19 protein-coding genes are annotated in these 20,556 nt (G+C 64.6%); 13 read left to right on the forward strand and 6 right to left on the reverse strand.

Features of this window, described 5'->3' with window-relative positions; all coding sequences use genetic code 11:
* Position 1: 1 nt before the first annotated feature.
* From FNV92_RS07580 to FNV92_RS07590, 3 genes are read left to right on the forward strand one after another with little or no spacing between them, the layout of a single operon-like run.
* Positions 2 to 2,389, forward strand: coding sequence for a xanthine dehydrogenase family protein molybdopterin-binding subunit (locus FNV92_RS07580; RefSeq protein WP_143841491.1), 2,388 nt, complete (start codon positions 2 to 4; stop codon positions 2,387 to 2,389).
* A gap of 10 nt (positions 2,390 to 2,399) precedes the next feature.
* Complete coding sequence (locus FNV92_RS07585) at positions 2,400 to 3,197, forward strand: FAD binding domain-containing protein (protein ID WP_143841490.1); 798 nt, start codon at positions 2,400 to 2,402, stop codon at positions 3,195 to 3,197.
* Between the two features lie 16 nt (positions 3,198 to 3,213).
* On the forward strand, positions 3,214 to 4,677 hold the full coding sequence (locus tag FNV92_RS07590) for an amidase (RefSeq protein WP_143841489.1): 1,464 nt from the start codon (positions 3,214 to 3,216) through the stop codon (positions 4,675 to 4,677).
* Between the two features lie 89 nt (positions 4,678 to 4,766).
* On the opposite strand, the gene FNV92_RS07595 is transcribed toward FNV92_RS07590, so the two are convergent.
* On the reverse strand, positions 4,767 to 5,666 hold the full coding sequence (locus FNV92_RS07595; RefSeq protein WP_014440106.1) for a LysR substrate-binding domain-containing protein: 900 nt from the start codon (positions 5,664 to 5,666) through the stop codon (positions 4,767 to 4,769).
* A gap of 316 nt (positions 5,667 to 5,982) precedes the next feature.
* Here FNV92_RS07595 and FNV92_RS07600 point away from each other — a divergent pair, with 316 nt between their 5' ends.
* From FNV92_RS07600 to FNV92_RS07615, 4 genes are all read left to right on the forward strand, one after another.
* The gene (locus FNV92_RS07600) at positions 5,983 to 6,954 is read left to right on the forward strand and encodes a Bug family tripartite tricarboxylate transporter substrate binding protein (protein ID WP_143841488.1); all 972 of its coding nucleotides are present in this window, start codon (positions 5,983 to 5,985) and stop codon (positions 6,952 to 6,954) included.
* A gap of 9 nt (positions 6,955 to 6,963) precedes the next feature.
* Positions 6,964 to 7,752: an SDR family NAD(P)-dependent oxidoreductase gene (locus FNV92_RS07605; RefSeq protein ID WP_143841487.1), complete on the forward strand. Its 789-nt coding sequence runs from the start codon at positions 6,964 to 6,966 to the stop codon at positions 7,750 to 7,752.
* Positions 7,752 to 8,570, forward strand: a complete 819-nt coding sequence (locus FNV92_RS07610) for an alpha/beta fold hydrolase (protein WP_143841486.1) — start codon at positions 7,752 to 7,754, stop codon at positions 8,568 to 8,570. Before FNV92_RS07605 ends, FNV92_RS07610 begins: the two co-directional genes overlap by 1 nt.
* Positions 8,571 to 8,658: 88 nt before the next feature.
* A complete protein-coding gene (locus tag FNV92_RS07615; RefSeq protein WP_143841485.1) occupies positions 8,659 to 9,450 on the forward strand; it encodes a fumarylacetoacetate hydrolase family protein in 792 nt (263 codons plus the stop codon).
* A gap of 59 nt (positions 9,451 to 9,509) precedes the next feature.
* On the opposite strand, the gene FNV92_RS07620 is transcribed toward FNV92_RS07615, so the two are convergent.
* Genes FNV92_RS07620 through FNV92_RS07635 form a run of 4 tightly spaced genes read right to left on the reverse strand, consistent with a single transcriptional unit; the run spans position 9,510 to position 12,820 of the window.
* Complete coding sequence (locus tag FNV92_RS07620) at positions 9,510 to 10,250, reverse strand: IclR family transcriptional regulator (protein WP_143841484.1); 741 nt, start codon at positions 10,248 to 10,250, stop codon at positions 9,510 to 9,512.
* A gap of 19 nt (positions 10,251 to 10,269) precedes the next feature.
* On the reverse strand, positions 10,270 to 11,121 hold the full coding sequence (locus FNV92_RS07625; RefSeq protein ID WP_168213315.1) for an HpcH/HpaI aldolase/citrate lyase family protein: 852 nt from the start codon (positions 11,119 to 11,121) through the stop codon (positions 10,270 to 10,272).
* Positions 11,121 to 11,573: a MaoC family dehydratase gene (locus FNV92_RS07630; protein ID WP_015684048.1), complete on the reverse strand. Its 453-nt coding sequence runs from the start codon at positions 11,571 to 11,573 to the stop codon at positions 11,121 to 11,123. Before FNV92_RS07630 ends, FNV92_RS07625 begins: the two co-directional genes overlap by 1 nt.
* 44 nt (positions 11,574 to 11,617) lie before the next feature.
* Positions 11,618 to 12,820, reverse strand: a complete 1,203-nt coding sequence (locus tag FNV92_RS07635) for a CaiB/BaiF CoA transferase family protein (protein WP_143841482.1) — start codon at positions 12,818 to 12,820, stop codon at positions 11,618 to 11,620.
* A gap of 228 nt (positions 12,821 to 13,048) precedes the next feature.
* Between FNV92_RS07635 and FNV92_RS07640 the strand changes: the two genes are divergently transcribed.
* From FNV92_RS07640 to FNV92_RS07665, 6 genes are read left to right on the forward strand one after another with little or no spacing between them, the layout of a single operon-like run.
* Complete coding sequence (locus tag FNV92_RS07640) at positions 13,049 to 14,077, forward strand: TRAP transporter substrate-binding protein (RefSeq protein WP_143841481.1); 1,029 nt, start codon at positions 13,049 to 13,051, stop codon at positions 14,075 to 14,077.
* 43 nt (positions 14,078 to 14,120) lie between these two features.
* Positions 14,121 to 14,669, forward strand: a complete 549-nt coding sequence (locus tag FNV92_RS07645) for a TRAP transporter small permease subunit (protein WP_143841480.1) — start codon at positions 14,121 to 14,123, stop codon at positions 14,667 to 14,669.
* Between the two features lie 12 nt (positions 14,670 to 14,681).
* Positions 14,682 to 15,971: a TRAP transporter large permease gene (locus FNV92_RS07650; RefSeq protein ID WP_143841479.1), complete on the forward strand. Its 1,290-nt coding sequence runs from the start codon at positions 14,682 to 14,684 to the stop codon at positions 15,969 to 15,971.
* Between the two features lie 40 nt (positions 15,972 to 16,011).
* Positions 16,012 to 17,178: an acyl-CoA dehydrogenase family protein gene (locus FNV92_RS07655; RefSeq protein ID WP_015684053.1), complete on the forward strand. Its 1,167-nt coding sequence runs from the start codon at positions 16,012 to 16,014 to the stop codon at positions 17,176 to 17,178.
* Positions 17,179 to 17,210: 32 nt separating this feature from the next.
* Entirely contained in the window at positions 17,211 to 18,764 is a 1,554-nt protein-coding gene (locus FNV92_RS07660) for a class I adenylate-forming enzyme family protein (protein ID WP_143841478.1), read from the forward strand.
* A 7-nt stretch (positions 18,765 to 18,771) separates the two neighbouring features.
* Positions 18,772 to 20,016, forward strand: coding sequence for an acetyl-CoA hydrolase/transferase family protein (locus FNV92_RS07665; RefSeq protein ID WP_143841477.1), 1,245 nt, complete (start codon positions 18,772 to 18,774; stop codon positions 20,014 to 20,016).
* A 1-nt stretch (position 20,017) separates the two neighbouring features.
* Here FNV92_RS07665 and FNV92_RS07670 read toward each other — a convergent pair whose 3' ends face one another.
* Positions 20,018 to 20,554 carry a hypothetical protein gene (locus FNV92_RS07670; RefSeq protein WP_143841476.1) on the reverse strand — a complete coding sequence of 179 codons (537 nt, stop codon included), beginning with the start codon at positions 20,552 to 20,554 and terminating at the stop codon, positions 20,018 to 20,020.
* Between the last annotated feature and the right edge of the window lie 2 nt (positions 20,555 to 20,556).

Here is a 20,556-nt window from a genome sequence, read left to right on the forward strand (position 1 = left end):
CATGAACAATGTGATCGGCATCGGTGCCTCACCGAAGCGCAAGGAGGACCAGCGCTTCCTGACCGGCCGCGGCAATTACGTCTCCGACATCAAGCGCCCCGGCATGACCGCAGGCGTATTCGTGCGTTCGCCGCACGGGCACGCGGTGTTGCGCGGCGTCGACAAGAGCGCGGCGTTGGCATCGCCTGGTGTCATCGCGGTCCTGACCGGTGACGACGTCAAGGCTGATGGCCTTGGCGGGTTGCCCTGCGGCTGGGGCATCTCGGATGCCAAGGGCGTGCCGATGAAGGAGCCGCCGTTCCCGATGCTGGCGCAGGGCAAGGTGCGCTTCGTTGGCGACATGGTGGCGTTCGTCATCGCGGAGACGCCGGAGCAGGCAAATGCGGCGGCCGAGTTGCTGGCCGTCGATTACGAGGTGCTGCCGTCGGTGGTCGGCGTGCTTGAGGCTGTCCGGCCCGGCGCACCGCAATTGTTCGACGACGTGCCGAACAACATCTGCTGCGACTGGGAGCTTGGCGACAAGGCCGCGGTCGAGGCCGCGTTCCGCAAGGCCGCGCATGTCGCCAAGCTGAGCCTCGTCAACAATCGCCTGATCGGCAACCCGATGGAGCCGCGCGCAGCGATTGCGGAATACGAGCCAGGCACGGATCGCTTCACGCTCTGGACCACAAGCCAGTTCCCCCACGTCGTGCGCTTCCTGATGGGGGCGCTGGTGCTGAACATCCCGCAGCACAAGCTGCGCGTGGTTGCGCCCGATGTCGGCGGCGGCTTTGGCGTCAAGCAGTTCCACTACGGCGAGGAGGCCGTGATCACCTGGGCGGCCAAGCGCGTCAAGCGGCCGATCAAATGGGTGGCGAGCCGCTCGGAGGGCTATGTCTCGGATCGCCATGGCCGCGATCATGTCACCGAGGCTGAGCTCGCGCTCGACGAGACCGGAAAGTTTCTCGCCTTTCGCGTCAACACGCTCGCCAATATGGGCGGCTATCTCTCGACGTTCGGGCCGAACATCCCGACCAACCTCTACGCGCCGCTGCTCGGCGGCGTCTACACCACGCCCGCGATCTACTGCAATGTGAAGGTCGTGTTCACCAACACCGTGCCTGTCGATGCCTATCGCGGCGCGGGTCGGCCGGAGGCGACCTTCGTGCTGGAGCGCATGGTCGACGTCGCGGCCAGCGAGATGGGCATCGACCGCGTCGAGATCCGTCGCCGCAACATGATCCCGAAGGAAGCCTATCCGTACCAGACGCCGGTGCTGGTGCAGTACGATTCGGGCGATCCGATGGGGTGCCTCGACGGCGCGCTGGTTGCGGCCGACGTCAAGAATTTCGGCGTGCGCAAGGCGGCTTCGGCCAGCAAGGGCAAATTTCGCGGGCTCGGCTATTCGACCTATGTCGAAGCCTGCGGCCTCGCGCCGTCGCGTTTCGCGGGGCGGCTGGGCGCCCGGGGCGGCCTCTATGAAAGCGCCACGGTGCGCGTGCATCCGACCGGCCAGGTGACGGTCATGATCGGCACCCACAATCACGGTCAGGGCCATGAGACGACGTTCGCGCAGATCGTCTCGGAGAAGCTCGGCGTGTCCTTTGAAAATGTCGACATCGTGTTCGGCGACACCGACCGCGTGCAGTTCGGCATGGGCACGTATGGTTCGCGCTCGCTGGTGGTCGGTGGTGCCGCGCTGTCGAAGGCGACGGACAAGGTGATCGCAAAGGGCAAGAAGATCGCCGCCCATCTGCTCGAGGCGGCCGAAGTCGACATCCAGTTCGAGGCCGGAAACTTCTCGGTCGCGGGCACGGATCGCATGAAGTCGTTCGAGGAAATCGCGGGCGCCGCCTACGTCCCGCATAACTATCCGCTCGAGGTGTTGGAGCCGGGGCTTGAGGAGCAGGCCTATTACGATCCGGTCAACTTCACCTATCCTGGTGGCTGCCACATCGCCGAGGTCGAGGTCGATCCGGAAACCGGCACGGTGACGCTGGTCAATTACACGGCCGTCGATGACGTTGGCACGGTCATCAATCCGATGATCGTGGAGGGCCAGTTGCACGGCGGTATCGTGCAGGGTGTCGGTCAGGCGCTGTTTGAGAACGCGGTCTATGACGAGGGCTCTGGCCAGCTCATGTCGGGTTCGCTGATGGATTATTGCATGCCGCGTGCGGACCACATGCCGATGATGAAGGTCGCGACCCATTCCACGCTGTGCACGCACACCCCGATGGGCGTGAAAGGCTGTGGCGAGGTCGGCACCATCGGCTCGCCCGCCGCCGTCATCAACGCGGTGGTCGATGCGCTCTCGCATCTCGGCGTCACCCATGTCGACATGCCGGCGACGCCGAACCGGATCTGGCGCCTGCTGCAAAACGCGTCGCTGCCGGTGGCGGCGGAATAGGGAGGACACCATGAAATCGTTTGCCTATCACCAGCCGAGTGAAATCCCCGACGCGGCCAAGCTTCTGATTTCGATCGAGGACAGCAAGCTCGTCGCCGGCGGCATGACGCTGATCCCGACTCTGAAGCAGCGGCTGGCCAGTCCGGTCGCGCTGGTCGACCTTTCAAAGCTGCCAAACCTCAATGGCATCACAGATGAAGGCGCCACCATCACCATCGGTGCAATGACGCCGCATGCGGTGGTCGCCGCCTCGAAGCTGGTCCAGACCAGGATCCCCGGGCTGGCCGCGTTGGCGTCCATGATCGGCGATCCCGCCGTGCGCAGCCGGGGCACCATCGGCGGCTCGGTTGCCAACAACGATCCGGCCGCGGACTATCCGGCCGGCGTGCTCGGTCTTGGCGCCACCATCGTCACCAGCACGCGCGAGATCGCAGCCGACAAGTTCTTCCTCGGACTGTTCGAGACCGCGCTCGAGCCCGGGGAGATCATCACCGCAATCCGGTTTCCGGTGCCGCTCAAGGCGGGATACGCGAAATTCAAGGCGCCGGCGTCGCGCTATGCGCTGGTCGGCGTGTTCGTCGCGAAATTCGCCGATGAGGTCCGCGTCGCCGTGACCGGCGCGGGGCCAGGCGTGTTCCGGGTGCCGCCGATGGAGGCGGCGCTGTCGGAGAATTTCGATCCATCCGCGGTCGCGGTGATCAGGATCGACACGGAGGGTCTTACCTCCGATATCCACGCCGAAGCCGACTACCGCGCGCATCTCGTCACCGTCATGGCCAAGCGCGCCATCGACGCGGCACTCAGCTAGCTCTTTAGGTTTGATGATGACTGATGGTTCCGGCCGAACGGCCTTTCCGCCGGCGCCGACTGGCCTCGGCGCGCTTTCTGCAACCGAGATCATGGCCGGCTACCGGCGCAAGGCGTTCACACCGCGCGATGTCGTCGACGACACCATCGTTGCGCTTCAGGCGACGAACGAGGCCTGCAACGCGGTGGTGACGCCGATGTACGAGCAGGCGCGGGCGGAGGCCGATCGCGTCACCAGGGAGATGAAGGCGGGCGAGGCCAAGGGGTCGCTCGCAGGCGTGCCTGTCACGATCAAGGATCTCGTGTTCGTCGCCGGCGTGCCGGCCTATGGCGGTTCGCCGATGAACAGGGCGTTCGTGCCCGAAGCCGATGCCGCTGTCGTGTCGGCGCTGAAGGCGGCCGGCGCGATCATCACCTGCAAGACCACGACCTGCGAGTCTGGCTACAAGCTGACGGCTGACAGCCCCGTCACCGGCACCACGCGCAATCCCTGGCATCAGGGTCGTACCAGCGGCGGATCGAGCGGCGGTGCGGCTGCGGGCGTTGCGGCCGGCTGTGGGCCGATCGCCATCGGCACCGACGGCGTCGGCTCGATCCGTGTTCCCGCGTCCTTCTGCGGCGTGTTCGGGCTGAAGCCGACGTTCGGCCTGGTGCCGCGCTCGCCCGGTTTTTCGCCGCCGTCCTGGGCCTCGCTCGCACACACCGGGCCGATCACGCGCACTGTCGCGGATGCCGCGCTGACGCTGGAGATCATCGCTGCCTATGATCTGCGCGATCCCGCCAGCCTGCCGGTGTCGCCGCGCCGCTTCGATACCAACGCCGCGCCGTTGAACGGCCTTCGCATCGGCGCCAGCGCCGATCTCGGCTACGCCGCGGTGAGCCCCGACGTGCTTGCGGCGTTCGGCAAGGCGCTCGCCATTCTCGACACCTGCGGTGCAGAGGTCACCATGGATGGTCCGGGCCTCGATCCCCGCATTCTGGAGCATACGCTGAAGCCGATTGCCTTCACCGAGCAGGCGGCGGCCGTCGCGAGCAAGACCACGGCCGATCTCGCCAGCTCCGAGCCCGACTATCGCGACGTGGTCACCGCCGGCCGCAACTACAGCGGTACGGATTATGTCGAGGCCGGTTACCGGCGCGGCCAGGCGCGCAGCGCATTCGTCAAACTGTTCGAGCGCGTCGATGCGCTGGTGACGCCGACGGTCGCGGTGACAGCATTCGAGGCCGGCCGGATCGGCGTGGACACGATCGACGGCAACAAGGTCGATCCGCACCTCGGCTGGTCGCCCTTCACCTGGCCGATCAACCTCGCCGGCCTTCCGGCGGCGACGCTGCCTTGCGGCTTCGATCGCGACGGCCTTCCGATCGGTCTCCAGATCATTGCGCCGTGGCTCGACGAGCCCACCATCTTCCGCATCGCTGCCGCGTTCGAGCAGGCCCAGCCCTGGTCGAAGTTCTGGCCGCAGGTGGCGTTGCGCTAGTCGAAGGGGAGAGCGCGGGCGCGTGGAAAAAGCCCTTTGCAATCAAGGTCCGTTCTACTGTGCATGGGGTTGTTTTCGATCCTTCGAGCCTAGCCGAGGTCGATCGGCGCGCCGCGGCCGCTGAGCTCCTCGTCGAGACGGAGGTAATGCGCGAGATAATCGTGCAGCGCGGTTGCGGCCTTCGAGGTGGCGCCGCTGGATTTGTAGAGCAGCAGCTCGACCTTCGGCAGCGGCGGCAGGCCCTCATTGGGGCCGACCTCGCGCATCGCCGGCACCAGCGCGCTGCGGCCAAGGACGGTCACGGCCATGCCGGCGAAGGCTGCGGCCTGCAGCCCGCCGACGCTCTCGCTGACGCAGGCAATACGCCAGCGCAGGTTCGCGCGCTCCAGCGTATCGATCGCGTAGTCGCGATAGATGTTGCCGGGCGGCAATAGCGCGAGCGGGATCGGGCGTTCCTGATGCGCGGCGGATTGCTCGCCGGTCATCCAGACCAGTTGCTCGCGCCGCACCACCTGGCCGCCGGTGAAATCGTTCATGCGGGTGACGAGCGCAATATCGACGTCGCCGCGCTTGACGAGCCCGACGAGCGGCGTCGACAGCGCGCAGTTGAGCTCGACCTGGATGCGCGGGAACGATTTCCGGAACACGCTGAGGATCGACGGCAGCATGAAGGCCGCGTAGAGATCGGGCGTGCCGAGCACGACCTGGCCCTCGATCTCCTGCGACGCAAGCTGCGAAATCAGCTCATCATGCAACCGCAGGATGGATTTGGCGTAGGTGAGGACCGTGGTGCCGTCCTCGGTCAGCATCAGCCTTCGGCCGGCATGCTCGAACAATTGCTTGCCGGTGAGCTCCTCCAGCCGCTGCAATTGCAGCGTGATCGCCGGCTGGGTGCGGCCCAGCCGTCGCGCGGTCTCGGTGATGCTGCCGGTCTCGACCACCGAGATCAGCGACCGGAGCATGCGGATATCGAGACTGATGAGGTTCATGCGGCGTCCATGTCGCCCAGAATTTATGCAAGTTCCATGCTAGCGGCGGTGGTCGTAGGCGTGACGCAGGAATAGCCACCGGTTCAGCCATTTTTACAGATTTTCGGCGTTCCGCGTTCCCAGGATACTAACCGAGAACGAAGGCGTGTCCGAGAAGACGCGAGACCTGACCGCATCAATGCAGGGCGGTGCAAGATCGAGAGGCCGATCGCGCAGATCGGCGATCTTGAGCGGCTTGACGATACCGGAGAGTTGAGGCCAATGCTGACGGCGTGATGATGCAATCAACAACAAGACAAACATCAAGGAAGTGCCCATGCGCGGGGTTATGCGACGCACCTTTCTGGCCGCCTGCGCGGCCGTTCTGTTTTCCGGCGCGGCTCTAGCGCAGGATTACCCCTCCCGCCCCGTCAAGATCATCGTGCCGTTCCCGGCCGGCGGGTCCAACGACATCATCGCCCGGATCGTCGCGCAGAAGCTGACCGAACGGAACGGTCAGACCTTCCTGGTGGAGAACCGCGGCGGCGCCGGCGGCAATCTCGGCGCGGAGACGGTCGCGAGCGCCGAGGCCGACGGCTACACCTTGCTGCTGACCGCGCCGCCGCCGCTGACCATCAACGGCTCCCTTTACAAGAAGCTGCCGTTCGATCCGGCCAAGGCCTTTGCGCCGGTGGCGCTGATCGCCTCGGTGCCGATCGTGCTGGTCGTCAATCCGTCAGTGCAGGCCAAGAACGTCGGCGAGTTGATCGTGCTGGCCAAGGCCAAGCCGGGTTCGCTGAACTTCGGCTCGTCCGGCATCGGTTCGACCAATCATCTCGCCGGCGAGCTGCTCAAGAGCATGGCCGGCGTGGATATCGTCCACGTGCCCTATCGCGGCGCGGCGCCGGCGATGAACGACCTGCTTGCGGGGCAGATCCCGTTCATGTTCGACAACATGCCCGCGGTGCTGCCGCAGGTTCAGGGCAAGGCCATCAACGCGATCGCGGTCGCCAGCGCAAAGCGTGCCGACGCCTTGCCCGACGTGCCGACAGTCGCGGAAACCATTCCCGGCTTCGAGGCTTCGTCCTGGTTCGGATTGGTGGCGCCGGCGAAGACGCCCCAGCCGGCACTTGCGAAGCTCAGCAGTGAGCTTGAGGTCATCCTGAAGATGCCCGACGTGAAGAAGCGGCTTGCCGAGCTTGGTGCGGAGCCCGGCACAGTTGTCGGCGACGCCTTCGGGCAATTCATGACCGACGAAACCACAAAGTGGGGCAAGCTCGTCAAGGCCTCCGGCGCGACAGTGGATTAGGGCCGCTTCATGGATCTCAATCTGGGCGGCAAGGTTGCCGTCGTCACCGGCGGCAGCATCGGCATCGGCCGGGCCATTGCCGCCGAGCTCGCGCGCGAGCAGGCGCATGTCGTCGTCGTCGCGCGCGACGCCGCGCGGCTTGCCGCGGCAGCCACGGAAATGTCGCGGGACACGGGCCGGCGTGTGATCGCCTGTGCCGGCGATATGACCAAGCCCGACGACATCGCCCGCGCCATGGCGACCGCGCGCGAAGCCTTCGGTCGCATCGACATCCTCGTCAACAACGCCGGCGCGTCGCCGATGGGCCGGATCGCGGAGACGCCGGACGCGACCTGGGCCAAGTCGATCGAGCTGAAGCTGCTCGGCTACATGCGCTGCGCGCGCAACGTGCTGCCGGAGATGCGCGACCGGCGCTGGGGCCGCGTGATCAACATCATCGGCCGCAGCGGGCATCAGCCGCGCGCGGCCTACATGGCGGGCGGCGCGGTCAACGCGGCGTTGCTGAACTTCACGCTGGCGCTGGCCGAGGAATGCGCGCCGGACAACGTGCTAGTGACCGGCGTCAATCCGGGCCCCGTGCAGACCGACCGCTGGGACAGTCTCATCTCCCAGGGCGCGGCGATCGCGGGGCAGGATCAGGGCGCGACCAATGCCGCGGCCATCGCCTCGGTTCCGCTCGGTCGCGTCGGGCAACCGCACGAGGTGTCCGGCATCGTCGCGTTCCTCTGTTCAGACCGCGCATCCTTCATTACTGGTACCTGCATCAATGTCGATGGCGGTGGAACGAGGTGTATCTGATGGCTAGCGGACTGCGGAAGATCGGTGTCAGCGACGATTGCGAGCTTGCGGTTCGCATCGACGATTATCTGTTGCCCTGGGACACCAAGCCGCCGGTCGTGATGCTGCACGGCCTCGCCGAAAGCGGCGAGGCGTTCCGGCGCTGGGTGCCGTACTTCGCCACGCATCATCTGGTGGTGCGCCCCGATTTGCGCGGCTATGGCGATTCGACGCCGATGCAGGGCGACTACGCCTATCGCTTCGCCGGTCTCGGCGATGACATCATCCGCATGCTGGATGCGCTGAAGCTCGACCGTGTCTTCCTGGTCGGTGGCAAGATTGGCGGCACGCTGGCGATGCACCTCACGGCCAAGCACCCGGATCGCGTGATCGCTGTCGCCGCAGTCGGCGCGCCGGCCTCGCTAACCTCGTTCAACGAGCGGGCACCGACCTGGCGCAAGCAGATCCGTGAGCAGGGCGTCGAGCCGTGGGTGCGCGAGACCACGGCCGGCCGGCTCGGCTCGTCGCTGCCGCCGGCAGCGCTGGACTGGTGGATCAAGCTGATGTCGAAGACCAAGGCCTCGACGCTGGAAGCGTTTCTGCAAATGGTGCCGACGGTCGATGTCACCGGTGAGCTTCCGTCGATCAAACGTCCGACGCTGGTGATCACCACCACCGGCTCGGGCCTCGGCGACGTCGCCTCCGTGAAGGCATGGCAGGAGAGGATTCCGGGCTCGAAGCTGGAAGTGCTGCCCGGGGATTCCTATCACGTGGCTGCGACGGATCCGGACGCCTGTGCGCAGAAGGTTCGCGCGTTCTTCGATCGCGTCGCGACTTAAGACGTACAGGGCGGGTCATTGGCCCGCCCGTCGTTTGGCTCTATGACTACCGTTCGACAAGAAACGGCAAATATCAGGGAGTGAAGCCATGACAACGACCACGCGACGCAGCGTGCTCACAGCTGCAGCGGCGATGACCGCAGCGAGCCTCACGGAGGTGGCGCCGGCCGCGGCGCAGGCGGCACCGCGGCCGATCTTCCCGGTGCCGATGGTTTCGATCCCGATCGTCGGCGAGACCCAGGTGTTCCAGGTCCGCCGCATCTACTGCATCGGCCGCAACTACGCCGCGCACGCGATCGAGCGCGGTTCGGATCCGAACCGCGAGCCGCCGTTCTTCTTCCAGAAGCCGACAGATGCGATCCAGAACGTCGCGGTCGGCGAAGTCGCCGATCATCCCTATCCGTCGCTCACCAAGAACTATCACCACGAGGTCGAGCTGGTCGCCGCGCTGAAATCCGGCGGCTCCAATATCCCGGCCGACAAGGCGCTCGACCACGTCTACGGCTACGCGCTCGGCCTCGACATGACCAGGCGCGACCTCCAGAACGGCATGGCCGCGGAGAAGAAGCCGTGGGAGATCGGCAAGAGCTTTGATCATGCCGCGGTGATCGGTCCGATCCACCCGGCGAGCAAAACCGGCCATTTCGAGAAGGGTGCCATTTCGCTCGCGATCAACGGGGCCGTGAAGCAGAGCTCGGATCTCAGCAAGATGATCTGGAGCGTCGCCGAGCAGATCGCAAAGCTGTCGGAAGCGTTCGAGCTGAAGGCCGGCGACATCATCTATTCCGGCACGCCGGAAAATGTCGGCCCGGTGGTGAAGGGCGACGTCCTGCTCTGCAAGCTCGAGGGCCTGCCGGATATGTCGATCAAGATCGTATAGCGGCTACGTTTTTAGCCTCTCCCCGTTTGCGGGGAGAGGGAGCGCACTGTCACCGTCGCTTACGCCGCCGCTTTCGGCCGCAATCGGTCCACCGTTCTCGCGATCAGCGCCGCAACCTCCGCAATCTTCGGCCCGATGCGAAACTCCGGTCCGGCGACGACGACGGAAAGTCTGCGATCGCCGATCGGCAGCGGGATCGCTGCACCGGCGAGGTCGCGGCTGTAGTCGGCAAAGCTCTGGCAATAACCGCGCGCGATCGAGTTGCGCAGCTCGGTCTCGACCGCCTCGATGCTGATCGGCGTCGAGGGGCCGTACTGCTTGAATTCGATCTTGCGATAGACGGAGTCGCGTTCTTCCGGCGAATATTGCAGCAGCAGCGCGCGGCCGCTGGCGGTGGCGTGGATCGGCACACGGTGGCCGATGGTAGCGAAATAGCGGATTGCGGCCTGGGACTCGACGACGTCGATGAACACCGCCATCACGCCGGCCGGCGCCACGATCGAGGCGGTCTCGCCGGTCTCGGCCGAGAGATCGGCAATCAACTGATGCGTCCACGGCGGCAGCGGCTCGACCTCCGAGATCATCCGTGCCATCGCAAGCCACCGCGGCGTCGGATAGAAGCCGGCGCGCGGTCGCGGCTCATAGAGATAGCCCTTCTCCGACAGCGTCGCGAGCAGGTTGAAGGTCGACGAGCGCGGCCAGCCGAAATGATCGGCGATCTCGGCAAGCGTCGCCGGCTTCCTCGTTTGCGCGAAGAATTCCATGATCTCCAGTACATTGGCGGCTTGGCGAACGATCATGGTGGGGTGGTGTCCCGATCTAGTTCTGGCCGAGAATCTTCTTCGCGGCGCGAAGATGAGGCTTGTCGATCATCTGTCCGTCGAGACGCAGCGTGCCTGAGTTCGGGTTGCCCGCAAACGCCGCGATCACCTTCTCCGCCCATGTGCGTTCGGCTTCGGTCGGCGCGAACGCCGCGTTGACGACGTCGACATGTTTGGGATGGATCAGTGCCTTCGCCGAAAACCCGTCGCGCCGTGCCGCGCGCGTCTCCTGCTCGAGCCCTGTGAGGTTGTCGATGTCGGTATAAACCGTGTCGATCGGTGCGACTTCCGCCGCAGCCGCCGCCATCAGGCAGAGATCGCGCGCGAGGCGATAGGGGCTGTGGAACACGCCGGCCGACGCTTTTTCGGTGGCGCCGAGCGAAGCCGAAAGATCCTCCGCGCCCCACATCAGGCCAGCGAGGCGAGGGGAGCAGCCCTTGTAGCTGCCAAGGCCGAAGATTGAGCTGGCGGTCTCCGTCGCGACGCAGACGATGCGCGTCGCACCGATGGTGATGCCGGCCGCAGCCTCCAAAGCCTCGAGCCAGGTGGCAACCTGCCGCACGTCATCGCCGCCTTGCGACTTCGGCAATACGATGCCGTCGGGCTTGCCCGGCATCACCGCGGCGAGATCGGTCAGCGTCATACCGGTGTCGAGCGCGTTGACGCGGACATAGAGATGATGCGACTTGCTGCGGCCTTTCAGCATCGCCAGTGTCAACCCGCGCGCCTCCGGCTTCTTCTCGGTGACGACGGAATCCTCGAGATCGATGATCAGCGCGTCGGCATTGCCTTCGCTCGCCTTCTCGAATTTGCGCGGGGAATCCCCCGGCACGAACAGCATCGAACGCATCAGACCGGCCTCTTGTGCATCATCGCCATGCGGCGGCATTTGCCGACGATCTCGTCGTTCTGGTTCAAGGCGTGGTGCTCGAACTCGACGATGCCCGCTTTCGGGCGCGATTTGGATTCCCTCAACGAAAGCACCTTCGTCGTCGCCCGCAAGGTGTCGCCATGGAAGACCGGTTTCGGAAAAGTCACGTCGGTCATGCCGAGATTGGCGACGGTGGTTCCCATGGTGGTATCATAGACCGTCATGCCGATCATGATGCCCAGGGTGTAAAGGCTGTTGAAAATGCGCTGGCCGAACTCGGTCTTTTCGGAGAAATGCGCGTCGATATGCAGCGGCTGCGGGTTGAGCGTCAGCAGGCTAAACATGGTGTTGTCCATCTCCGTGACGGTCCGGGTCAGCGGATGCCTGAATTCCTGGCCCACGGAAAAGTCCTCGAAATAAAGTCCGGCCATCGCGGTTTCCTCCCTGTGTTCTGCGATTTTGGCCCGCGCTGCCGTTAGGGCGGTGCGGCCAGGTGAACTGCCTTTTGCTCTGCGAGATGTTCGATCTCGTCCGGAGAGAAGCCGGCCTCGTGCAAAATGTCGCGGCCGTGCTGGCCGAGCGTGGGCGCTGGGCCGGCCGGTTCCGGCTGGGTCACGCTCCAGGTCGAGGGCACGCGCATCTGGCGGATGCGGCCTTCCACGGGGTGATCCACCGTCCTGAAGAAGTCGATCGCCTTGAGGTGCGGGTCCTCGAGGATCGTCTCCAGCGTGTGCATCGGCATCACGGGGATGTCGGCTTGCTCCAGCAGCTCGCGCCATTGCGCGGTGGTGCGCGTGACGAAGATCTGGCCGATCTCCTCGTAGATCTCGTCGATGTGTTTGGTACGCGCCGCGTGGTTGGCGAAGCGCGGCTGCTGCAGGAACTCCAAGCGTCCGATCGCCTCGAAGAAGCTGCGCCAGTGCTTGTCGTTGTAGATGAGGACGCAGAGATAGCCGTCGCTGGTCTTGTAGGGTTTTCGATAGCGCGAGAGCAGGCGGGCATAGCCGCCATGGTCGAGCGGCGGGTCGTAGGTCAGTCCGCCGAGATGATCGACCATGACGAACTCCGTCATGGACTCGAACATCGGCACGTCGATGCGCTGCCCGATGCCGGTGCGTTGCTGGTGCATCAGTCCGCCCATGATCGCGTTGACCATCATCAGGCCGACGATGCGGTCGGCGATGGTGACGGGCACGTAGCGGGGCGTGCCGTCGCCGGCAGCTGCGAGCAGCGTGGGGATGGTGGCCGCGCCCTGGATCAGATCATCGTAAGCGGGCTTTGCGGCATAAGGGCCGGACTGGCCGTAGCCGAAGGCTCCGACATAGAGGAGCGCGGGATTGACCGAGCGAAGCGTCTCGTAGTCGAGGCCGAGCCGCGCCATCGCCTGCGGGCGCACATTGTAGACGAGCGCGTTGGCGCGCTTGGCCAACCGCAGCAGCGCGTCGCGCCCCTCCGGCTTCTTGAGATCGAGCACGATGCTGCGCTTGCCGCGGTTGGCATTGTGGAACATCCCGCCCATGCCGGGCGTGCGGCCGGGACCGATCTGGCGAACGATGTCGCCCTCGGGGCTTTCTACCTTGATGATTTCGGCGCCCATGTCCGCCAGCACCTGAGTGCCGTAAGGGCCCATCAGTACCGAGGTCAGGTCGAGAATGGAGAAGCCGGCGAGCGGTCCCATAAAGCCTCGTTAAATGAATTCATATGCATGGAGTTAGAATTCATAAAAGCTGCGTGTCAATTATGAGGGCTACGGCTACGGCGCATGGGCCTATGCGTAATTCATATCCTTGACAGATAAATTCACATATATGTACATTTTACTCAAGCAAGAAGTGGAGTGAGAGCCGGACGGTGTTGCAGCGGGTCGCTGCCGCCTTCGGCGTGGGGACGCGTCAAGGAGAATGAAATGAAGAAGAACCTGATCTGGGCCGCCGCAGCGCTCGCTCTTTCGCTGCCGGTCTCGACGCTTCCGGCGCAGGCGCTGGAGCTGAAGGTCGCCGATAGCTTCCCCGCCGGCCACTATCTCGTCCGCCTGATGCTCAAGCCGTGGATGGACGACGTCACCAAGCGCACCAACGGTGCTGTGACCTTCACCTATTATCCGAACCAGCAGATCGGCAAGGCGGCGGACATGCTCCGGCTGACGCAGTCCGGCGTGGTCGACATCGGCTACATCGGGCCGTCCTATGTCTCCGACAAGATGCCGTTGTCGGAAGTTGCGCAATTGCCGGGTGCATTCGCGACCAGCTGCCAGGGCACGCTCGCCTACTGGAAGACCGCGCGCGAAGGCATTCTGTCCAAGCAGGAATACGCGCCGAACAAGATCAAGCTGCTGATGGCCGTGGTACTGCCGCCCTATCAGGTGTGGACCGTCAAGTCGAAAGTGGAAACCATCAAGGACATGCAGGGCCTGAAGCTGCGCACCACGGGCGGCGCGCAGGACCTGACGCTGCGTGCGCTCAACGCCGTGCCGGTGCGCATGGCCGCGCCCGATGCCTATGAGTCGCTGTCGCGCGGCACGATGGATGGCCTGCTGTTCCCGCTGGACAGCGTCGTGTCCTACGGTCTCGACAAGCTGGTCAAGCACGCCACCGAAGGCGTCAGCTTCGGCAGCTTCATCGTTGCCTATTCCATCAACCAGTCGGTCTGGGACAAGCTGCCCGACGATGTGAAGAAGGCCATGAACGAAGCCTCGGAGGCGATCACGCCGAAGGCCTGCGCCGACGTCGACAAGGAAGGCGAAGTCACCACGAAGCATCTCAAAGACCAGGGCGTCAGCTTCGATCCGCTGCCGGATGCCACGCGCGCCGAGATGAAGGACAAGCTGAAGGGCGTCAGTCAGGAATGGGCGGCTGGTCTCGACAGCCGCGGCAAGCAGGCATCCGCCGCGCTGAAGGAGTTCGAAGGCCTGCTCGCCGCCGGCGGTGCCAAGTAACTCGCCAAATAACTCGATCCGATACGGCAAGGGGGCACTAGAGGTGATCAAGCGGGCAACAGATGTTCTCGGCGTGCTGGAACGCGCGCTCACGGTGATCGCGGCCATCTCTCTGTTCGCGATCATGGCGCTGGTGGTGGCCGACGTTTTCATGCGCTACCTCCTGAATAGTCCGCTCTCGTTCACCTACGACCTGATCGGCCTTTATCTGATGGCCGGCGTGTTCTTCCTGACGCTGTCGGATACCTTGCGTGTGCATGCGCATGTCGGTGTCGACATCCTGCTGTCGCGCGCGTCGCCAGCCAAGCGGCGTCTGTCGGAGATCATTACCGCGCTCACGGGGCTGTTCGTCTTCATCCTGATCTCGAAGGTCGGGTTCGAGCGTGCGTTGGAGAACTACGAGCAGCACGACGTGCTCGCCGGCGCTATTCCGTGGCCGACGTGGATTTCCGCGGCGCTGGTCCCGTTCGGCTGCGGCGTGCTGGTGCTTCGGCTGGCGCTGCAACTCGTGGGCAATGTGCTCAGTCTCGCCTCTGGGCGCGATCTGTTTCCATTGCCGCCTCTGACCGACGAAACCCGCAGCTTCGAATAAGAGCAGCCTGAAATGACACTCATTCTCGTACTCGGCCTGCTGTTTTTGCTGCTCGCGATCGGAACGCCGGTCGGCTTCGCCATGGGCTTCGCCGGCTCGGTCGGCCTTCTGATGGTCGGCGGCACGGGAACACTGTTCGGCATTCTCCAGACGGCACCGCTCTCGACGGTCTCGTCTTACGAGCTAATCACGATTCCGATGTTCCTGCTGATGGCGGAGCTTGTCCTGCTGTCCGGCGTCGCCGACGATATGTTCAAGACGGCATCGGCGTGGATCGGTCGTGTTCCCGGCGGGCTCGGCATGGCGACCGCTCTGGCCGGCGCCGGTTTCGGTGCGATCTGTGGCACCTCCACGGCATCTGCGGCGACGCTGTCGTCGACGAGCCTTCCTGCGATGATCAAGCAGGGCTATGAGCCGAAGATGGCCGCCGGCGTCGTCGCCATCTCGGGCACGCTCGCCATGCTGATTCCGCCAAGCGTGGCGCTGGTAATCTTTGGTCTGCTTGCGGAAGTCAACATCGGGCAATTGTTGATCGGCGGCATTCTTCCGGCGGTGCTCGTGACCGCGACCATCATGGCGACGATCTCATTTTTGGTCTGGCAAGATCCTTTGAGGGCCCCGCGCGTCGAACCGGTCTCCTGGCGCGAGAAATTCTCGCTGCTGTGGCAGGTCGGCCCGATGGTGCTGCTGTTCTCGCTCGTCACCGGAACCATCTATCTCGGCATTGCGACGCCGACCGAAGCCTCGGCGTTGGGGGCTGCGGGGGCACTGTTGCTGGCCATCGCCAAGCGCAGGGTAACCCCGGCTACTCTCTACCGCGCGCTGCTCAGCGCCTGTCATGGTACCTGCATGATCGCGACCATCCTCGTAGGCGCCTCGATCTTCGGTTACTTCTTCACGCTCACGCATGTTACGCAGGACCTCGTCGCCTGGGTCGGATCCTTGCCGACCTCGCGCTGGGTCATCATCGCGCTGATCCTGTTCGGCTATATCGTGCTCGGCTCGTTCATGGATCAGATCGCGATCCTGGTGCTGACCGTGCCGATCGTGCTGCCGCTGATCAAGACGCTCGGCTTCGACCCGATCTGGTTCGGCGTCATCAAGATCGTCACCGCCGAGGTCGGCATGATCACGCCGCCGGTCGGGCTGAACTGCTTCATCGTCGCCCGCTATGCCAAGCGGCCGGTCGCCGAAGTGTTCCACGGCACCTTCCCGCACTTCATCGCGCACCTGATCGCGATCGCGATCCTGGTGGCGTTTCCATCGATCATTCTCTGGCTGCCCTCGCAGATGGGGCGCTAGGATCGGAGCTCTCGCGGCTCCCAATAAGGAGATCAAGCACATGGATTTCGCGCTCACCGACCAGCAGGAAGCGATTCGCGACGCCATCGCCAAAGTCTGCGAGGACTTTCCCGACGCCTATTGGCTCAAGAAGGACCATGACGGCGGCTTCCCGCACGACTTCCACAAGGCCATGGCCGATGCCGGCTGGCTCGGCATCTGCGTGCCGGAGGAATATGGCGGCTCCGGCCTCGGCATCACCGAGGCCGCCATCATGATGCGCACCATCGCGGAATCCGGTGCCGGCATGTCCGGCGCCTCCGCGGTGCACATCAACGTGTTTGGACTCAATCCCGTCGTGGTGTTCGGCTCCGAGGAGCAGCGCAAGCGCATGCTTCCTCCGATGGTCGAGGGCCGCGAGAAGGCGTGCTTCGCCGTCACCGAGCCCAACACCGGCCTCAACACCACGCAGCTCAAGACCCGTGCGGTGGCCAAGAACGACCGCTACATCGTCAACGGCCAGAAGGTGTGGATCTCCACTGCGCAGGTCGCGCACAAGATCTTGCTGCTGGCGCGCACCACGCCGCTGGAGGAGGTGCGCTCACCCACCCACGGCCTCAGCCTGTTCTATACGGATTTCGACCGCAAGAAGATCAAGGTCCACGAGATCGAGAAAATGGGCCGCAAGATCGTCGATTCCAACGAGCTGTTCTTCGAAGACTTCGAGATCCCGATGGAGGATCGCATCGGCGAAGAGGGCAAGGGTTTTCAGTACATCCTCGAAGGCATGAACCCCGAGCGGATTCTGATCGCGGCGGAAGCGGTCGGTCTCGGCAAGGTCGCGCTGTCGCGCGCAAGCGAATACGCCAAGACACGCGTTGTGTTCAACCGTCCGATCGGCAAGAACCAGGGCATCCAGCATCCGCTCGCGGTGAACTGGGTCGAGCTGGAAGCCGCCTGGCTGATGGTGATGTCGGCGGCCTGGCAGTATGACAAGGGCATGCCGTGCGGGGCCGCAGCCAACGCTGCAAAATATCTCGCGGGGGAAGCCGGCTACCAGGCTTGCGAGCAGTCGGTCATGACTCATGGCGGCTTCGGCTATGCCAAGGAGTTTCACGTCGAACGTTATTTGCGTGAAAGTCTGATCCCGCGCATCGCGCCGGTCAGCCCGCAACTGGCGCTCAGCTTCATCGCGGAAAAGGTGCTTGGACTGGCGAAGTCGTACTAGGCTTCGCGCGTGGACCATCTGGCAGGATCGCCATGAACCTCGCTCACCATCTCCTGCGCGCCGCCAAGGCGGATGCGTCCGCGCCGACGCTGTTCAAGGGGCTGACGCCGGTTGCCGATTACGGCCGGCTCGCCGCGACGGTGGCCTCGCTGGCCGCGTCGTTGCAGCAGCGCTTTGGTTTGACCAGGGGCGACCGGGTCGCCTTGCTGATGAAGAACGTGCCCGATTATGTCGCCTGCCTCTATGCCTGCTGGCACGCCGGGCTTGTGGCCGTTCCCATCAACGCGAAGCTGCACCCACGCGAGGTCGCGTTCATTCTCGACAATTCTGGCGCGGCGGTCGTCTTCTTGACCGAGGATATGGCGAACGTTGCGTCAGAAGCGTTGTCGATCGCGGCAGTCAAGCCGCGCACCGTCGAAATCGGCTCGGCCGAGCATCGCCGCCTGGAAAAGACTGAAGGCATCGCCATCGCCGATGTCGGGATCACTGATCCCGCCTGGATCTTCTACACCAGCGGCACCACTGGCCGGCCCAAGGGGGCGGTGCTGAGCCATCGCAATCTGCTTGCGATGTCGCTGAACTATCTCGCGGAGATCAATCCGGTCGCCCCGGGAGAGGCGCTGCTCCATGCCGCGCCGATGTCGCACGGCTCGGGCCTCTACATGGTGCCGCATGTGATCGGCATGGGCGCGCAGATCATTCCCGAGAGCGGCCGCTTCGAACCGGACGAGATTTTGGAACTGACGGCGAGGCGAAACGGCATCTCCTTCTTCGCCGCGCCGACCATGGTGCGGCGCTTGACGGTCGCTGCGGAAGCGGCGGGCGAGAGCGCGCCGGGGCTCAAGACCATCATCTATGGCGGCGGCCCGATGTATGTCGCCGATTGCAAGGCCGCGCTGGCCGTGTTCGGACCGAAGCTCGTGCAGATCTACGGTCAGGGCGAGACGCCGATGACCATCACATACCTGCCGAAGTCCATGCATGTCGATGCCGGACATCCGCAATACGAGGAGCGCCTTGCTTCTGTCGGCATCGCGCAGAGCGTCGTGCAGGTGCGAACCGTGGACGAAGCGGGGCGGGACGTTGCACCTGACGAGATCGGCGAGATCGTCGTGCGGGGCGATACCGTGATGCCTGGCTATTGGCAGAACCCGGATGCGACCGCGAGTACGCTGCGCGGCGGCTGGCTCTACACCGGCGACATGGGTGCGTTCGATGCGAACGGGTTCCTGACGCTGAAAGATCGCTCCAAGGACGTCATCATCTCCGGCGGCACCAACATCTATCCGCGGGAGGTCGAGGAGGTACTGCTCCGGCATGACGCCGTCGCCGAGGTCTCGGTGATCGGGCGGCTGCATCCGGATTGGGGTGAGGAGGTCGTGGCGATCGTCGTTCCCGTCGCGGGCCGGGCAGTCACGCGCGACGAGCTCGACCAGATGTGCAACGCCTGGATCGCCCGCTTCAAGCGGCCGAAGCACTACTACCTCACCAGCGAACTGCCGAAGAACAGCTATGGCAAGATCGTGAAGACGGAGCTGCGCACGCTGCTCGGCGAATCTTCCGCGCGCCTCGCGCCGATGGATTGAGGCGGCGATGTCGGGGGAGGCGCCGATCGACTTCTCCGGCCTGATCCGCGAAGGCGATCTCGTCGTGTGCGGGCAGGCGACGGCGGAGCCCGTCACCCTGACCGAAGCTCTGATGGCGCAGGCAGCACAGCTTCCACCCTTTCGCATGATGGTCGGCCCGGTGTTCTCGGAGACGTTTTCGGCCACGAGCGCGGCGAACGTGTCGTTTCTGAGCTACGGCGTGATCGGCAATACGCGGCGGCTTGCGAAAGCGGGCCGGCTCGAAGTGATCCCGAGCAATTACAGCGCCTTCTGTGCCGACTTCGCTGCGGGACGCCACAAGGCGGATGTCGTCCTCGTGCAGCTTGCGGAAGCCGGGGGACGGCTCAGCGCCAGCCTCTCCAACGACTATGTCATCGATGCCGCGCGCGGCGCGCGCCTCGTCGTCGCCGAGATCAATCCGGATGCGCCCTTTACGTTCGGCGCGGAATGGCCCGAGGACGTGCCGGTCCATGTGCGCGTGCCGGCCGGCCGTCCGCCGGTCGAATTGGCATCGCCGCCGCTCGACGATGTCTCGCGGCGCATCGCCGTGCATGCTGCGGATCTGATTGCGGATGGCAGCACACTCCAGTTCGGCGTGGGGCGCATTCCTGACGCGATCCTCTCTTCGCTGTCCCACGTGCGCAATCTGGGCATCCATTCCGGCCTGATCAACGACGCTGTCGTCGAGCTGATCGAGCGCGGCGCGGTGACGAATACGGAGAAGGAGATCGATGCCGGCATCACCATCACCAACCAGATGATCGGCACGCAGCGGCTTTACCGCTTCGTGCACGAGAACAAGGCTGTGGCGGTGCGGCCGACGTCCTACACGCACGGCCAGAACGTGCTGGCGCGGGTCAAGCGGCTAGTCGCGATCAACTCGGCGCTTCAGGTCGGGCTCGATGGCAGCGTGAATTCCGAGACGCTGAATGGCGTGACCATCGGGGCGATCGGCGGGCAGCTCGATTTCGTACGCGGAGCCAATGCATCGCGCGGAGGCCGGGCGATCATCGGGCTGCCGGCAACCGCGTCCGACGGCACGAGCCGGATCGTCACGCATGTCGAGACCGTGACGACGCCGCGTGCCGATGTCGATGCCATCGTGACCGAATGGGGCGTCGCCGAGCTGCGCGGCTGCGGTCTTGTCGAGCGTGCGCGCCGCATGATCGCGATAGCCGCGCCCGAGCATCGCGATGCCCTGTCGGAGCAGCTGAGACGTTCTGCGCGATAACTCAGTTCATCATCGCGAGCGTCGGCCGCTGGCTTTCGCCGGACCCGATGATCCCCGGGAGATCCGTGGCCTCGCCGGCGATCATGCCCGACATCTGCCAGAACAGATGCGCAAGGCGCGAGAACACCAGGCGCTCGCGCTCGGCGGGTACGGTGCCGTCCGGGATCGTCACGGTTTCCAGGCCGACCACTTTCTTGAAATCGGGCCAGATCGTCATCGATTGTGCGATGACGGAATAGCAGCGCGGATCGTCATCGCTCTCGTCGGGTGCCGGCGGCAGACCCGGATATTGCATCGGCAAGGCGTAGAATTTGTAGGCGCCATAGCCGAGCCGGAGCAGGAGCTTTTCGGGGACGGCGACATCGGCGGCAAAGGACACCAGCCGCGCTTCGCTCAGCACCTCCGGCACGATGGCGCAGAGATCCTGGGCACGCAGTGCCGAACAGAAAGCGAGCTCGCGATTGTGCTCGCGGAGCAGATTGGCCAGCGGCTGCTGCTGTTGCACGGTGTCGGTGAGGAGGATGATGGTCTTGAGCATCT

Source organism: Bradyrhizobium cosmicum (genome assembly GCF_007290395.2).
Taxonomy (GTDB): domain Bacteria; phylum Pseudomonadota; class Alphaproteobacteria; order Rhizobiales; family Xanthobacteraceae; genus Bradyrhizobium; species Bradyrhizobium cosmicum.

Coding starts and splice junctions, on each gene's coding strand:
- FNV92_RS07670 (WP_143841476.1), bottom strand. CDS start 20,554: ATGCTCAAGACCATCATCCTCCTCACCGACACCGTGCAACAGCAGCAG.
- FNV92_RS07660 (WP_143841478.1), top strand. CDS start 17,211: ATGAACCTCGCTCACCATCTCCTGCGCGCCGCCAAGGCGGATGCGTCC.
- FNV92_RS07610 (WP_143841486.1), top strand. CDS start 7,752: ATGGCTAGCGGACTGCGGAAGATCGGTGTCAGCGACGATTGCGAGCTT.
- FNV92_RS07625 (WP_168213315.1), bottom strand. CDS start 11,121: ATGCGTTCGATGCTGTTCGTGCCGGGGGATTCCCCGCGCAAATTCGAG.
- FNV92_RS07635 (WP_143841482.1), bottom strand. CDS start 12,820: ATGGGACCGCTCGCCGGCTTCTCCATTCTCGACCTGACCTCGGTACTG.
- FNV92_RS07650 (WP_143841479.1), top strand. CDS start 14,682: ATGACACTCATTCTCGTACTCGGCCTGCTGTTTTTGCTGCTCGCGATC.
- FNV92_RS07665 (WP_143841477.1), top strand. CDS start 18,772: ATGTCGGGGGAGGCGCCGATCGACTTCTCCGGCCTGATCCGCGAAGGC.
- FNV92_RS07605 (WP_143841487.1), top strand. CDS start 6,964: ATGGATCTCAATCTGGGCGGCAAGGTTGCCGTCGTCACCGGCGGCAGC.
- FNV92_RS07590 (WP_143841489.1), top strand. CDS start 3,214: ATGACTGATGGTTCCGGCCGAACGGCCTTTCCGCCGGCGCCGACTGGC.
- FNV92_RS07595 (WP_014440106.1), bottom strand. CDS start 5,666: ATGAACCTCATCAGTCTCGATATCCGCATGCTCCGGTCGCTGATCTCG.
- FNV92_RS07585 (WP_143841490.1), top strand. CDS start 2,400: ATGAAATCGTTTGCCTATCACCAGCCGAGTGAAATCCCCGACGCGGCC.
- FNV92_RS07600 (WP_143841488.1), top strand. CDS start 5,983: ATGCGCGGGGTTATGCGACGCACCTTTCTGGCCGCCTGCGCGGCCGTT.
- FNV92_RS07580 (WP_143841491.1), top strand. CDS start 2: ATGAACAATGTGATCGGCATCGGTGCCTCACCGAAGCGCAAGGAGGAC.
- FNV92_RS07655 (WP_015684053.1), top strand. CDS start 16,012: ATGGATTTCGCGCTCACCGACCAGCAGGAAGCGATTCGCGACGCCATC.
- FNV92_RS07620 (WP_143841484.1), bottom strand. CDS start 10,250: ATGATCGTTCGCCAAGCCGCCAATGTACTGGAGATCATGGAATTCTTC.
- FNV92_RS07615 (WP_143841485.1), top strand. CDS start 8,659: ATGACAACGACCACGCGACGCAGCGTGCTCACAGCTGCAGCGGCGATG.
- FNV92_RS07630 (WP_015684048.1), bottom strand. CDS start 11,573: ATGGCCGGACTTTATTTCGAGGACTTTTCCGTGGGCCAGGAATTCAGG.
- FNV92_RS07640 (WP_143841481.1), top strand. CDS start 13,049: ATGAAGAAGAACCTGATCTGGGCCGCCGCAGCGCTCGCTCTTTCGCTG.